This is a genomic window from Gammaproteobacteria bacterium, from assembly GCA_011375345.1.
In the GTDB taxonomy this organism is placed as follows: Bacteria; Pseudomonadota; Gammaproteobacteria; order DRLM01; family DRLM01; genus DRLM01.
Genome location: DRLM01000127.1, coordinates 1 through 14794, shown reverse-complemented (window position 1 = coordinate 14794; position 14794 = coordinate 1). Strand labels below are relative to the sequence as shown.

Below are 14794 nucleotides of genomic sequence, written 5' to 3'. Positions count from 1 at the left end.
GAAATTCGCGCCAAGAACCTGCGCGAGGTGCGCTATGGGCTGCGCGGCCTGTATTGGGACGCGCGCCATCCCCACCAGCCCGATCCGGTGTTCATTATCGGTTGTTCCCGCTCCGGCACCACGGTCACTTACGAGACCCTCGCCGCTGCCCCCGGGCTGCTGTTCTTTGGGTTTGAAATTCCCAGTTTCTGGAATGGCCTGTGGGGCCCCGGGCACAATCATTGGCAGTCGGAAGCGGCCGGCGCTGAACATGCCCGGGCGGCGCACCGCGCCGCGGCCTTGCGCCATTTTTTCCAGCGTCTGGGGGCGGGGCGGGTGCTGGACAAGACCTGCATCAACGTCATGCGGGTGCCCTATCTCCACGCTTTGTTTCCCAAGGCCACTTTTATTTACATCCATCGCGACGGCCGCGACAACGTGAGTTCCATGATGGACGGTTGGCGTCACGATGGCCATTTCCGTCTGTCCCAGTTTTTAGGTCCGCCGCCGGAGCCGGTGGCCATCAACAACGGCGAGTTCAAGGAGTGGTCATTTTTTCTGCCGCCGGGTTGGCGGGACTACAATCGTGCGTCTTTGGAGGAGGTGTGCGCCTACCAGTGGCTCACCGCCAACCGCATGGCGCTGGAGGCCAAGGTTGCAATACCCCCGCAGCAGTGGATTCAATTGCGGTATGAAGACATCTTCGAAGCGCCGGTGGAAATGTTCAAGCCCGTGTTTGAGCGTTTGAATATCAACTTCGACGCCAAGCTGCAAGCACGTTGTGCCAACCTCAACCGCAGGCCCACCAGCATCGTCAAAGGGGCGCCACAAAAGCAAAAATGGAAGCACCACAATCCCGAAGCGGTGGTGCGCATTTTGCCCATGATCGCGCCCATGCAGGAAAAACTGGGGTATGGCAGCGATGGCTGAGCCCCTCGTGTCGGTGATCATTCCCGCCTACAACGCCGCCTGGTGCGTGGGGCAGGCGGTGGACAGCGTCCTGGCGCAAGCGGGGGTGCCGTTTGAGGTGGTGGTGGTGAATGACGGCAGTACCGATGATACCGCCGGAGCTCTGGCCGGCTATGGCGACCGCATTCGCGTGGTGAACAAAGCCAATGGTGGTTTGTCCAGCGCCCGCAATGCCGGCATCCGCGTGGCGCGGGGTGAGCTGGTCGCCTTTTTGGATGCTGACGACTGGTGGTTGCCGGGCAAGCTCGCTGCGCAATCGGCCTTGATGAAAGAACAGCCAGACGTGGGTTTCTGTTCCGTTGCTGCTGAAGTGCGGGATCCGGATGGCGCACTGCTGGGTATCTGGGCGTGCCCGCAATGGGAAGGCTCGTTTTTGGCCGCCCTGTTTCATGAAAATGCGGCCGTGGCGGGCAGTGGGTCGGGGGTGATGGTCAGACGCGGTCTGTTCGACCGGGTGGGTCTGTTCGATGAAGGCTTGGGCAGTTTGGAGGATATCGATATGTGGATGCGCTTGGCGGCGGCGGCGCCGTATGCCTGCGTATCCAAAGCCTTGGCGGTGATCGTGAAACGGCCTGACAGCATGAGCCGCAACCGGGAAGTGATGCGGGATGCTGCGTTGAGCGTGATGAAAAAAAACCGCTGCCTTTTGCCGTCCAGCCTGCAAGGTGCCCACTGGCGCGCCGGTATGGCGAGCGTGTATGCCGATTACGCCAAATGGCGCTATCGTGCTGGGCGGCGTTTGGACGCTGTAGCGGATGTCCTGCGCGCTTTGATGCTGGCGCCGTGGGCGCGGGGGCGCTTGTGTTTGGGTTTGCTGCGCGACCTGGCCCTGGGCCGGCCGGTGTGATGCGATAGAGCCAGTGATGATTTCGACATGGAAAAGGGTTCCGGCTGCCGCGTCCGCCTTGACGGGATGGCGTCGTGCGGTGTCGTTGCCCAGCCGCCCTTGTCAGTACCGCGCCGCCGTCCCGCTCTCCCCTTTTATCAATCCGGCAATTGAGATTGCCGGATTGATATCGCGGCACAGGGAGGTGCCGCCATTGGCGCAAGCCAATGCGAGCCCGCGAAATACCCGCCATTTCGCCCAATGGCACCCGTATTCCGCGGGCGGCAGTCAAACAGGTCAGGACGACCTGTTTGACTGCCGGGTTGATAAAAAGGGAAGCCGGGGGGGATCTGCACCGCATGCCGATGCGCCCCGGCTGAGATCATTGAAACGCTGTTTTGAAAATCCCCCTCAACCCCCCTTTTTGAAAGGGGGGGGTAAGAACAGGGCGGTGGCCTGGCACAGCTTAAGGGACGGGTCGTCATGAACGACGCCGATGCCCTGGTGTTAGACGCTCTGTGGCGGGGCCTGGGTCTCAGCCTGGTGCTGGGAGCGTTGTTTGCCCTGGCGCTGTTGCTCAAATCGCTGCGGGATTTCAGCCGCACCGGACCGCGTATGACCGGGGAGGTGCTGGCCCACTACCGGCTGTATCTGGTGTATGCCCTGGGCCGGCTGGGCTGTTACGCTTTGTTGCTGGCCGCCGGCATGAGTTACTTCGGCGTGCTGCTCTACAGCCTGGGCCTGGTGCTGTTTGAGGCCAGCTATCATTGGCCCGGTGCCGCGGTGGCGGGGGGGCTGGCGCTGGCGGTGCTCACCTTGCGCATGGTTCTGCGCACTTTGCTGTGGGCCCCCGGCGTGATCGCCTCGTCCTCCCATTATTCCATGACGCGCTTTTACGCCTTATGGGAGCGGCTCAGTCCGCGGCGCCTGCGATTCCTGGATGCGGTGCTGCTGACTGCGCTTGGGCTCTACGCCGTGATGGCTTTGCTCGTGCTGGCAGGGCAGGAGGCTTGGCAGGCCGTCAGTATGGTGACGGCATTGATCGCCCTGTATTTGATTGTGCCCTGGGCGGTTGATCGCGCCAAAGAGCCACCGCCCGCGGCCGCCGCGCCCAAAGACCGGCCCAACATCGTGTTGATCGGTGCGGACACGCTGCGGGCGGACCGCTTGAGTGGCACGGGCTATCACCGTGATCTGACCCCGAATCTGGCGGCCCTGGCGGGGCGGGCGATGCGCTTTACCGATTGTTATGTGCCCTGCGCCCGCACCGCCCCCAGCCTGGCATCCCTGCTGACCGGCACCTGGCCCCACACCCACGGCGTGCGCGACACCTTCGTCACCCCTGAGGAAACCCATCTGCCCGTGGCTGCCTTGCCGGAGATGCTGCGCAAGCTGGGTTACCAAACGGCGGCGGTGGGAGACTGGGCGGTCTCCGATGTCAGCAAGTTCGATTTCGGCTTCCAGCACACCGACATGCCGCCGGATCAGTGGAATATCAAATACCTCCTGCGCCAGGGCCCTAAGGACATCCGCCTGTTTCTGTCCCTGTTCACCCAAAACCGCTTCGGCAAGCGCGCATTGCCGGAGATCTACTATCTTGGCGGCCATCCCCTGGCCGAGGAGGTGGGGCGCGACACGCGGGCCATGATAAGGCGCCTGGCCGCCGGTGAGGGGCCGTTTTTTTTAATGTCTTTCATGGCCTGCACCCATCCGCCGTTTACTTCAAAATATCCGTACTACACGATGTACGCGGACCGCAACTACCGGGGCGAGTCCAAATTCGCCATGGCGCGGCTGCGCGATCCCTTTGAAATCATCCGCCGCCAGGGAGAGCCGAAAACCGAGTTTGATCTTGAGCAGATCATCGATTTGTACGACGGCTGCGTGAAGAATTTCGACGATGAATTGCAGCGCGTGCTGGACTATCTGGACGCCTCCGGGCTCAGTGACAATACCATCGTCGTTGTGTTCAGCGACCACGGCATGGAATTCTTCGAGCATGAAACCTGGGGCCAGGGCAATTCCGCCATCGGCGATTTTTCCGCCCGGGTGCCCTTGATCATCGCCGACCCGCGCCACGCGGCCGGGCGCCGGGTCAGCGACGTGGTGCGCACGGTGGATCTGGCGCCGACCCTGTTGGACTTGATCCAGGCGCCGATCCCTTCCAGTATGGAAGGCACCTCCCTGGTACCCTTGATGCGGGGTGAGTCGCTGGAAGCGCCCCTGCCGGCCTTTTACGAAACCGGCGTGTGGCTTACCGATCTGCCGGGTACGCCGGCCAGGCACCTGCGTTACCCCAAACTGCCCGACCTGCTGGAAGTGCCGGACAAACAACTGGGCATGATCGCCCTCAAGCCTGGCTACCATGATTTGATTATCGCGGCCAAGGACCGCATGGTGCGCCTGGGGGACTGGAAGCTGACCTACCAGCCACTCATCGATGGTGCCTTGTATCAGCTGTTCAACATCGCCCAGGATCCCGCCTGCCAGCGCAATGTGCTGGACCAATACCCGCATGTGGCCCGGCGCCTGCAAAGTCTCCTTGCCGCCTGGATGAGAGACGACCGTTTCCCGCAGCGGACTGGCGCCTCTCACTCGGATGAACCTCAACCCCGGAAGCGCAAACCATGATTATCAGAGCCAGGGCGCCGTTGCGCCTGGGACTGGCCGGGGGTGGCACCGATGTGTCCCCCTATTGCGACCGCTATGGCGGGCTGGTGCTCAACGCCACCATCGACAAATACGCCTACACCACCATCGAGCCCAACGAGCAGGGAACACTGCGCTTCGTCGCCGCCGACCGCCAGCAGAGCTGGTCCGGCCCGGCCGAACCCGCCCTGACGCTGGACGGCACCTTGGAACTGCACAAAGGGGTGTATAACCGCATCATTGCCGAATTCAACGGCGGCCGGCCCCTGGCCATGACCCTCACCACCCACTCCGACGCCCCGCCGGGCTCCGGCCTGGGTTCTTCCTCCACCCTGGTGGTGGCCATGGTCAAAGCCTTCGCCGAGTGGTTGAACCTGCCCCTGGGCGAATACGACATCGCCCGCCTGGCCTACGACATCGAGCGCCGGGACGTGGGCCTGTCCGGCGGCCGCCAGGACCAATACGCGGCCACTTTTGGCGGTTTCAATTTCATGGAGTTTCACGCCGACGAGCGGGTGGTGGTCAATCCCTTGCGCATCAAGAACTGGATCCTGTCAGAGTTCGAGGCCTCATTATTGCTGTATTTTTGCGGCGTCTCCCGCCAAAGCGCCCAGATCATCGACGAGCAGGCCAACAACGTGACACGCAACGACGCCACCGCCATCGACGCCATGCACGCCTTGAAGCAGGAGGCCTTGCAAATCAAAGAATGCTTGTTGAAAGGTGATTTTGATGGCTTGGTCAGTTCCATGGCCGCGGGCTGGGAGGCAAAAAAACGCATGGCGAAAAGCATCTCCAACCCGCGCATCGAAGCGGCCTATGCCCTGGCCCAAGAGGCGGGCATGCGGGCGGGCAAAGTCTCCGGCGCCGGTGGCGGCGGCTTTATGATGCTGTTTGTCGATCCGGCCCGGCGCATGGAGGTGCGGCGTGCCCTGGAGCAACTGGAGGGGCGCCTCTACACCTGCCATTTCACCAAGCACGGCACCCAGGGGTGGAAACTATGACGGACCTGATCCAACAACAAATGCGGACCACTGCGGCCAACATTCAGGCCATGAGCAAGGATGCGGTCCTGGTGGCACGCATCGAAACCGTTGCCGGCTTGTGCGTTGGCGCCCTGCGGCAGGGCCACAGCATTTTTTTCGCCGGCAACGGCGGCAGTGCTGCCGACGCCCAGCATCTGGCGGGCGAACTGGTGAGCCGCTTCCACTACGACCGCCCCGGCCTGCCGGCCATCGCCCTCACCACCGACACCTCGGCCCTGACCGCCATCGGCAACGACTACGGTTTTGAACGCCTGTTCGCCCGCCAGATCGAGGCCCTGGGACGGCCGGGTGATGTGTTCTTTGCCATTTCCACCTCGGGCCGCTCGCCCAACATCCTTGCGGCCGTCACCAGCGCGCGTGACCAGGGCCTGCACACCGTGGGCCTCACCGGCCGTGGCGGGGGCGAACTGGCCGGTTCATGTGATCACTGTCTGCGCGTCCCGTCCGATTCCACCCCGCGCATTCAGGAAGGCCACATCCTCATGGGCCACATCCTCTGCCATCTCATCGAAGCCCAAATGTTTCCCCAAGGCTGATGGAAGCGATCATCCTGGCCGGCGGCCTCGGCACCCGCCTGCGCAGCGTGGTGCCGGATCTGCCCAAGCCCATGGCGCCGGTGGGAGGGCGGCCGTTCTTGGCCTGGTTGTTGGACACTCTTGTCGAAGCCGGCTTCGGGCGCGCCGTGCTGGCGGTGAGTTACCGTCACGAGGTGATCCAGGGCTGTTTCGGTGAGCGCTACCGGTCCTTGTCCCTGGCTTATTCCGTGGAGCCGGAGCCGCGGGGCACTGGTGGGGCTATCCGCTTGGCGTTGGGTAGGATCGCCACCCCCCAGGTTTTTGTGGTCAACGGTGATACCTGGCTGGACATGGATTACGCTGCCATGGCAGCCGCCCATCTGGCAGCGGACGCCAGGCTCAGCATGGCTGTGGCAAAGGTGCCTGATGTGGCCCGTTACGGCGCGCTCGCCCTTGCCGGGGGACGGGTGCGGGGTTTTTTGGAAAAAGGCCGGGCGGGACCCGGCGCCATCAATGGCGGGGTGTACCTGATGGCTACCAGCTTGTTCGACGGTTTCGTTTTGCCTGAAGCCTTTTCCTTCGAGGCTGATTTTCTCATGCCTCACGTGAGTGATTTGCAGCCCTTGGCAGTGACCGCGCCAGGGGCGTTTATCGACATTGGTATCCCGGCTGACTATGCCCGGGCCCAGGCCCTGCTGGCAGGGTGCTGACCGCGGGTTGTGGCAACTTGTTGAAAAATAAAGTTTTTCAACATCCTGCTAGGGTTGTTCTCCCAAGGCCAGGTCGCGCAGTTGGTCAACGCGACGCTGATGGGTGAAATTCGAACAGACGCGTTCCCGCCCCTTGTCGCCCAAGGTTTGGGCGTATGGCTCATCGGACAGCAAGCGCACCAGCGCCGCGGCGATGTCATCCACCTTCTCACCGTCGATTCGAAGCCCCGTTTCCCCGTCCACCACCGCCGAGCCGGTGCCGCCGGCGCGTCCCGCCAGAGCTGGTTTGGCGCAGGCCGCCGCCTCCAGAAACACCAGGCCAAAGCCTTCCGTGTCGCCGTCGATGTCCCGGTTGGGCATGGCGAACACATCGCAGGCGTTGTACCAGCGGGGCAGATCCTCGTAACTGACGTGGCCGAGGAAATGTACCCGCCTGCTGACGCCGAGACCGCTTGCCAGGTTGCGCAAATACGCCTGGTCTTCACCGATGCCGATCAAGGCATAATGCACGTCGATGCCCCGTTCGATGACTTTCGGCAGCGCGCGCAGCGTGTTATCGAAGCCTTTGCGGCGCTGCAGGCGGCCCACGGACAGGATGAGCTTTTGGTCTTTGCCTACACCGATGCTGCGCCGTAAATCACCACCGGGCAAGCCGGGCCGAAAGCGGGTCTCGTCCACCGTGGGATAAATCAACGCGATCCGCTCGGGGCGGACGCCGATCAGATTGACCAGGGTGTTGCGGGTGAAGTCGCTGTTGGCCAATATCCAGTCGGCGTGACGCAAGGCGAAGCACATGGCTTTGAATTTTCTGCCCCGGCCCCAGCCGGTGAGTTCTTCGCCGTGGGCGTAAATCAACACCGGCACCCGTCGCAGCCGGCCCACCGCCAGGGCGGTGATGCCCTCCGGCAGGGCGCGGCCGGCGAAGGCGGCTTTGACGGGTCGGGTCAGGGCGAGGCGCAGCGCCCGGCCGAAGAAGCGCGCGTACATCAACGCCGACTCGGGCTTCAGCCACCGGTGGCGTTGCAACACCAGCCGGTGCACGGTGTTGGGATGGGTGCGGTCGAAGTCGGCGGCGCCGGGCACGGCAGCGGTGACAATGTGGACTTCCTTGCCGCCGAGCCGGCGGAAATCGTCATCGAAGGACACGGCCGTGCCGCCCTTGGTGGGCAGGAAAATTTCCGTCAACATGAGGCAGGGCAGAGAGGGGGTGTCCACGGTCGGTTCAGCCTCTTTTCAGTCGATTGATGATGGTGGCGGTGGCGCGCAGGACGGCACTGATGCCGCTGAACCGCGCCAGCTTTCCCAGCCGGGGAATATTGTCAAGCCGCAGCGCGAGTACCTGCAAACGGCGCACCGGGCGGATGTCCACCCACTGTTCGTCCCGTGCTATCAGCGCGCGCGCCAGCCGTTCGGTGCTCGTGAAGCGGAGCGTGGGGTGGCGCTGCAAGCTGAGGCGCAGCAGGCGCGCCAGTTCTTGCAGCGCCTGCTCGCCGGAATAACTGGCATCAATAAAGTTGGCGCGGTGGGTCTCCAGCAGGCAGGGGCGGCCGCAGCGGGTCTTGCGTTCCAGTGCCGCCAGGGCGCTGTCCGCCGTGTGGCCCAACATGGGTTCGAAGTAATCGTCCCGGACGATGTAATGAATGCCGCGGCCGCGTTCGGCATTGTGTATGCGTTTGTCCTGGCACGACGGTCGGCCCTGTGCGTCGCGGCATTGCTTGCGCACTCCCGGTGTCACAACAAGGTTCACGCCCGCCTCGGCCCACGCTGCTTCCACGGTATCGTTCCACACAAAGGTTGTAGGTACAGCCACCTCAGGCAAGGTGCCAAACAGAGTATTGTACAGCTTCACTTCCTCGGCGGCGGCGCGGCGCACAGCTTCGGGGGCGTGATCTTTTGACGGCAGCACGGAAGCATCGGTCCAGCGGCTCTGCAAGGGAGAGGGGAGGCTTTCAGTGGCCTGGGGCATGTCGGCCCGCAACCATTTCTGCACCTCTTCGTCATCACTGGCCATCAGCGCCGCCGGCCAGTAATGTTCCATGCCGTGGAGTTGCAGCGCGAACACCCCTTTCCCCACGCCGTAGGCGATGGCCTGGCGGAGGGTCTCATAGGAAGGGTGTGTCAGGGTGCGGCGCCGGTAATCGCCACTGCGCCTTATCTCCGGACCGTCCGCCACCGCCAGTACCAGGGCCAGGGTCATTACCGGCGGGTGTCCGGTGCAATCTTTAAATTCCGCCAGGGTATCGGCGATGCGTGTCAGGGACTGTGCTTGCCTCGAAGGTCCGGCGCCCCAATCGTCGCTTTCAACGATCAGCACGGGATGGCGCAACACGGGTTCGCGCCAGTTGGCCAGAATCGTGGTGCGGTAGCGGACGAATACCGCCAGTGGCGCGCCGGTGAACGCGGTCACAAGTGCTGCAAAGATGATTTCAAACACGGTGGCCGTCCGCCAGCAGCTCGTCCAACACCGCTTCCAGATCCTGTGCCGGTTTGTTCACAAAACGCGCTTCCACCACGCGCCGGGCGTTTTGCCCCATGCGCTGGCTGAGGGTGGGGTCCGCCACCAGGCGGCGGGTGTATTCAGCAAAGGCGGCGGTATCAAAACGGTCTACCAGAAAGCCGTTTTCCCCGTGTTCGATGATTTCGGGAATGCCGCCTGAGCGGCTGGCGACGACAGGCTTGTAGCTGGCGCCCGCTTCGATGGTGATCAGACCGAAAGGTTCGTCCCACTGTGAGGGCATAACAATAACATCGGCGCTATGGTAGAGGTTTTCCACATCGCCGCGGTAGCCCACATAGCGCAGGCGCGGGTCGAAGGCGATGGCAGCGCGGAGTTGTGCTTCGGTGTAGGAGCCGGGGAATTTCGCGGGATCGCGGCAGGCGCCGGCGATGACGAAACGCACCCGCGGGTCGGGGATGCGGCGGGCCAGCTCGATGAAGGTGTCGATGCCTTTGATGCGGCGGATCTGGCCCAAAAAACCCACCACGATATCGTCGGCGCTCAGGCCCAGCTCGGCGCGGATGTCGCGGGCGCCGTCGAAGCGGGCCACGTCCACCGGGCAATGGATCACGCGCCTGGGCATCGGAGTGGCCACCGAAGCGGTGGCGGTGTAGTGGGAGTTGGTGAGCAGCAGGGTGGAAAAACGTAAATAGGGCGGGGCCTGTTTCACCACCCGGTGGGCGTGGGTGACAATGGGCAGGCCCAACAGCCGCGCCGCCAGCATTTCGGCCGGGCGCCAATAGCCCACGTGGTTGACGTAGAGCAGATCGACCTTTTCCCGCCGCAGCAGGGTCAGGCAGCGGACCACGTCGCGGGCGTAGGCGAGTTTGCCGTGGGGTTCGTGTTCCGGCCAGATGCGGTGGCGGATGCCGCGCCGCGCCATCTCCGGCAGCATGGGGCCCTGGGCGGGAAACAGCACCAAGGGCGCGAAGCGCTCGCGGTTGAGCTGGCGCAGCATGACGAACAAATAGCGGCTGGTGCCGCCCCAGTCGCCGGCGCTGGTGGCGATATAAGCAATGGTTTTTGGCGTGCTGGGCGACATAAGAGGTGTTGGGGACTATCTCGGCAGGCCGGCATGCGAATAGCATGCCCGCAGCGCCGCGGCGGTGGTTGCGTCACGCCGGGATTGTTATCATTTTGCGCCGCCGTGGAGCTTGCGGCGGCAGTTTACACCATTTAACAGGATGTCAGTGAGCATGAATCTACCCGGCCGGATACTGGACAAATTAAGGCGTGCCGCCGGCGCTGCGCCGGTGCGGGAGCGCGTGCTTGTCAAAACCATCGACAGTGCCCGCCGCAAGCCGCTCAAACCCGGTTTTATCATCGGGGTCTACCGTTCCGGCACCACCTTGTTGCGCTATGTGCTGGACAGTCATCCCCATATCGCCGTGCCGCCGGAGAGTAATTTTCTGAACGGCGTGGCCGCCCTGTGGGGGGACGAATGGTACCGCAAGGGCCTGCTGGGGGTGGGGGTGGACGACGACGGCCTGCGCCAGCGCCTTAAGGCTTTTGCCGGGGACATTTTCGACGACTACGCGCGGGCCAAGGGCAAGCGGCGCTGGTTCGACAAAACACCCTCTTATGTGGATATTCTGCCCGCTCTGCACGACATCTTTGGTGCGGAGTGCCGTTACATCATGCTCTACCGTCACGGTTTGGACGTGGCCAATTCCATGGCCACCATGCACGGCAATGACGTCGAGCGCGGCCCCGCCCGCCGTTTCGCCGAGCGTTTTCCCGCTTCCGCCCGCTTGACCAATGCCTGCTACTGGGCCGAGCAGTGCGAGAAAATGCTGGCCTTCGAGGCAGCACATCCGGAACAATGTTTTCGCATTCACTACGAAGACTATTCCAGCGAGCCGGCACGCTACCTGCCGCCCTTGTTTGAATTTCTGGGCGAGGCCTGGGATCCTACCGTGCTTGAATTTTACGCCCGTCAGCACGACCATGGTCTGCAGGATTTCAAGGCGGCGGAAAGTACAGGTTTTGTTCCCAACACCGGCAGCTACCGCGGTTGGCCGCAGGGGGAGATTGACCAGGCCGGCGAGGCCGTGGGGGTGGTGCTGGCGAAACTGGGATACACCGTTTGAGCCAGCCTGCTGCCGTCGTCCACCTCATTCAGGGCTTGCAATTCGGCGGCCTGGAAATGATGGCGGTCAATTTGATCGAAGGGCTGGACCGCCGGTGTTACCGGCCGCTCGTGTGTTGCTATGACAGCCTGGGGCCCTTGGCTGAGCGTCTCGCCCAAGGGGGGGTGAGTGCGGCGCTGGTACCGCGCCGGGCCGGGGTGGACTGGCGATATATCCTCACCCTGGCCCGCTTCCTCCGCCGTCACCACACCCGGCTGCTGCATCTGCACAATTCCACCGCCTTTTTTTACGGTGCCCTGGCCGGGCGTCTGGCACGGGTGCCGGCCATCGTCTACACCGAGCACGGCCGCGATTTCGCCTCGAGCCGCAAAGCCCGCCTCATCAACCCGGTGCTGGCGCGCCTGGTGGACCGGGTGGTGACGGTGGCGGAGTTTTGCCAGGATTACCTGGCCGCGGAAGGTGTGTCGCGCCGGCGCATGGAAACCATCCACAACGGCATCGACGGCGCGCGTTTTGGCGCCGCTTTCGATACCGCCGCCTTGCGCGCGGCCCTGGGTTTGGCACCGGCGCAGCCGGTGATCGGCATTGTCGCCCGGCTGGATCCCATCAAAAACCACCGCCTGCTGCTAAAGGCCATGGCGGCGGTGCGCGGGTGCTGCCCCGATGCCGTGCTGCTGATCATCGGCGACGGTCCGCTGCGGGCTGAGCTGGAAGCGCAGGCCCGGGCTCTGCAACTGGCCGGCCGGGTGCACTTCCTGGGTGGCCGGGACGACGTGCCTGCCCTTTTGGCGCTGATGGATGTGTTCGTGCTCTGTTCCCACAGCGAGGGCTTGTCCCTTACCTTGATCGAGGCTGCGGCGGCGGCCAGGCCCATCGTCGCCACCGCCGTGGGCGGCAACGGCGAGGTGGTGCAAGACGGCGTCAACGGCCGCCTGGTACCGCCCAACGACCCTGCGGCCCTGGCCGGCGCCCTCATGGACCTGTTGCGGGACCCCGCCGGGGCGCAGGCCATGGGGCAGGCCGGGCGGGCGGTTTATGCTCGGGAGTTCACCCTGGACACCATGGTGCGACGCTATGAGGCGCTCTATGCCGCCCTGCTCTCTTAGCAGGATGTTGCAAAAGGCCTTCCTGGCCTTTTGCGACGCCGGCCGCCGCAGACGCGGTTTCCGGCGGCCCCAGGTTTTCGATGACTGGTCGTCATTGAACATGACAGTGCTTCCTCACACCGCGCGCAGCTTGTCGAAAAACGGAGTTTTTCGACAAGCTGTCAAGAAACTGGCAGCCGGGCTGGTTCTGCTCCCCGCCCTGGGGGGGCTGGCGCTGCCTCCCGCCGCGGCGCGGGTGCTGACGGCCCACCCCCACAATTACCGGCCGCTGCTGCGCACCCTCCAGCCGGGTGACACCTTGCTGCTGGCACCCGGGGTCTATCGCCGGGGGCTGCCGCTGCACCATTTGCAGGGGGAGCCGGGGCGGCCCATCGTCATCAGCGGCCAGGTGGGCGCCCCGCGGCCCCTGTTCCCCGCCCGGGCCGGGCACAACACCGTCAGCCTCATCGACAGCGCCCATCTCACCGTGCGCCGTCTGCACCTGGACGGCCGCAACCTGCCGGCGGACGGCGTCAAGTGTGAGGGCCCTGCCCGCTGGGCCCACCACATCGTGCTGGAAGATTTGCTCATTGAGCGCCACGGCTACAGCCAGCAGACCGTGGGCATTTCCACCAAATGCCCGGCCTGGGACTGGACGATCCGGGGCAATGTGATCACGGGTGCGGGCACGGGCATGTATCTGGGCAATTCCGACGGCAGTGATCCCTTCGTGCGGGGGCTGATCGAAAACAATCTGGTGGTGGACAGCGTGGGCTATGATTTGCAGATCAAGCACCAAAAAGCCCGCCCGCCCCTGGCGGGACTGGCCGGCCCCCCGGCGGTGACGGTGATCCGCGACAACGTGTTCGTCAAGCGCACGGGGCTGGACGTGGCCGGCATGGCCCGGCCCAATGTGCTGGTGGGGCACTGGCCTCTCGCCGGAGCCGGGGCCGAGGACCGCTATCTGATTTACCGCAACGTGTTCTACGACAACCCGCACGGCCGGGAAGCCCTCTTCCAGGGGGAGGGCAATATCGCCCTGTACAACAATTTGTTCGTCAACCCCCGGGGCGACGGCATCCACATCCAGCCTCACAACGACGTGCCCCGTGAGATCGACATCTTTTTCAACACCGTGGTGGCGGCGGGCACGGGTATCGCCGTGCGGCGCGGGCAGCGCCGGGGTGACTACACCCAATACCTCACCGGCAATGCAGTGTTTGCCCGGGTGCCCGTGGTGGGAGGGGTGCAGGGGGACAACCGGGTGGGGCCCTATGAGGCCGCCGGCCGCTATCTTACCGCGCCCTACGCCCCTTTCGGCCGTCTGGATTTGTACCCCAAGGGGTATCTCGGCGGCCGCGCGGTGGCTGATCTGCGCCTGCGGGCTTATCCGGAATGGAACCGGGACTTCAACGGGACAGTGAGAGCCGGGCGGTTCTATGGCGCCTACAGCGGGGTGGGGACAAATCCCGGCTGGCGGCCACGGTTTGCGCCCAAGCCCCGCCTGTCAGTGTCAAAGCGCGCTTGGTGAGTCGGCGGTGCCAGGGGCTTGATTGCTTGTCTTGACTGCTTGCTGCAAAACTCTGTTTTGCAGCAAGCAGTGTGCAGCGTAGGGCTGCACCGGCGTTGCAAAAGGCCAGGAAAGCCTTTTGCAACATCCTGTTAAGGGTAGGGCGGCGTTGACGATGCCCGGGGGGGTGCCCGCGCCGCGCTTGCGGCTAATGGCGCTGTGTTTTTCCGTGGTGTGAGCACCTGTCTGGATTTTATGTCCGCCAGGGCATAGATTTAATTGATTACCGCGAAAAAAAAGAGGTCGATGCGCGTGCGGAAAGCCGGCATCACAGTTTTCCTGTTCCTGCTGTTCAGTGTCACCACGTACCCGGCAAGTGCCGTTCAGGACGTCGCCGTCGGGGTGCTGGGATTTCGCGGCGCTGAGCTGGAAGCGGGGCGCTGGCAGGCCACGGCGGACTACCTGAGCGAAGCGGTCCCCGGTTACCGCTTCCGCATTATTCCCCTGAATCTGGAGGCGCTGCACCGCCAGGCGGGCGAGGGCCGGCTGGATTTCGTGATCACCAATTCCGGTGACTATGTTGTTCTCGAAGCCGGCTTGGGGGCAACGCGCATCGCCACCCTGAAGCGGGGGCCCACCGCCCTGGGTGAGAGCGCCTATGGTGCCGTCATCATCACCCGCAAAGACAGCGGCATAAGAACCCTGGAACAGTTGGCCGGCAAGTCCTTGGCGGCGGTGGGCCCCGATTCTTTCGGTGGTTTCCAGATGGCCTGGCGGGAGATGCACGAGGCCGGTCTGGACCCCTATGATGATCTCTCGCGGCTGGAATTTCTCGGGGTTCCCCAAGACCGGATCGCCCGCGCGGTGCTGGCGGGGGAGGTGGACGGCGGGACCATGTGCTCCTACGCTTTCAATGAG

Annotated in this window: 13 protein-coding genes; 10 read left to right on the top strand and 3 right to left on the bottom strand. The window is 63.9% G+C overall.

Translation table 11 applies throughout. The features are described from left to right. The 6 genes from ENJ19_09975 to ENJ19_09950 form a co-directional block, all read left to right on the top strand. On the top strand, positions 1-909 hold a 909-nt coding region (locus ENJ19_09975; GenBank protein HHM06051.1), incomplete at its 5' end, for a sulfotransferase. Beyond that, positions 893-1795, top strand: a complete 903-nt coding sequence (locus tag ENJ19_09970; protein HHM06050.1) for a glycosyltransferase family 2 protein — start codon at positions 893-895, stop codon at positions 1793-1795. The genes ENJ19_09975 and ENJ19_09970, both read left to right, overlap by 17 nt. A 462-nt stretch (positions 1796-2257) precedes the next feature. Then, positions 2258-4405, top strand: a complete 2148-nt coding sequence (locus tag ENJ19_09965; protein ID HHM06049.1) for a hypothetical protein — start codon at positions 2258-2260, stop codon at positions 4403-4405. Beyond that, a complete protein-coding gene (locus ENJ19_09960) occupies positions 4402-5427 on the top strand; it encodes a dehydrogenase (protein HHM06048.1) in 1026 nt (341 codons plus the stop codon). The genes ENJ19_09965 and ENJ19_09960 overlap by 4 nt, the downstream gene beginning before the upstream one ends. Beyond that, positions 5424-6005: an SIS domain-containing protein gene (locus tag ENJ19_09955; GenBank protein ID HHM06047.1), complete on the top strand. Its 582-nt coding sequence runs from the start codon at positions 5424-5426 to the stop codon at positions 6003-6005. The genes ENJ19_09960 and ENJ19_09955 overlap by 4 nt, the downstream gene beginning before the upstream one ends. Continuing rightward, positions 6005-6694 carry a D-glycero-D-manno-heptose 1-phosphate guanosyltransferase gene (locus ENJ19_09950; GenBank protein HHM06046.1) on the top strand — a complete coding sequence of 230 codons (690 nt, stop codon included), beginning with the start codon at positions 6005-6007 and terminating at the stop codon, positions 6692-6694. The genes ENJ19_09955 and ENJ19_09950 overlap by 1 nt, the downstream gene beginning before the upstream one ends. 48 nt (positions 6695-6742) lie before the next feature. On the opposite strand, the gene ENJ19_09945 is transcribed toward ENJ19_09950, so the two are convergent. From ENJ19_09945 to ENJ19_09935, 3 genes are read right to left on the bottom strand one after another with little or no spacing between them, the layout of a single operon-like run. After that, a complete protein-coding gene (locus ENJ19_09945) occupies positions 6743-7882 on the bottom strand; it encodes a glycosyltransferase family 4 protein (protein ID HHM06045.1) in 1140 nt (379 codons plus the stop codon). A gap of 34 nt (positions 7883-7916) precedes the next feature. Further along, positions 7917-9128 carry a hypothetical protein gene (locus tag ENJ19_09940; protein ID HHM06044.1) on the bottom strand — a complete coding sequence of 404 codons (1212 nt, stop codon included), beginning with the start codon at positions 9126-9128 and terminating at the stop codon, positions 7917-7919. Further along, a complete protein-coding gene (locus ENJ19_09935) occupies positions 9121-10233 on the bottom strand; it encodes a glycosyltransferase family 1 protein (GenBank protein HHM06043.1) in 1113 nt (370 codons plus the stop codon). The genes ENJ19_09940 and ENJ19_09935 overlap by 8 nt, the downstream gene beginning before the upstream one ends. Before the next feature lie 142 nt (positions 10234-10375). Between ENJ19_09935 and ENJ19_09930 the strand changes: the two genes are divergently transcribed. The 4 genes from ENJ19_09930 to ENJ19_09915 form a co-directional block, all read left to right on the top strand. Next, positions 10376-11281 carry a sulfotransferase gene (locus tag ENJ19_09930; protein ID HHM06042.1) on the top strand — a complete coding sequence of 302 codons (906 nt, stop codon included), beginning with the start codon at positions 10376-10378 and terminating at the stop codon, positions 11279-11281. Next, on the top strand, positions 11278-12387 hold the full coding sequence (locus ENJ19_09925) for a glycosyltransferase (protein ID HHM06041.1): 1110 nt from the start codon (positions 11278-11280) through the stop codon (positions 12385-12387). Before ENJ19_09930 ends, ENJ19_09925 begins: the two co-directional genes overlap by 4 nt. Before the next feature lie 100 nt (positions 12388-12487). Further along, the gene (locus ENJ19_09920; GenBank protein HHM06040.1) at positions 12488-13897 is read left to right on the top strand and encodes a hypothetical protein; all 1410 of its coding nucleotides are present in this window, start codon (positions 12488-12490) and stop codon (positions 13895-13897) included. 285 nt (positions 13898-14182) lie between these two features. Further along, positions 14183-14794 (top strand): diguanylate cyclase (locus tag ENJ19_09915; GenBank protein HHM06039.1); only part of this gene is annotated, 612 nt, incomplete at its 3' end.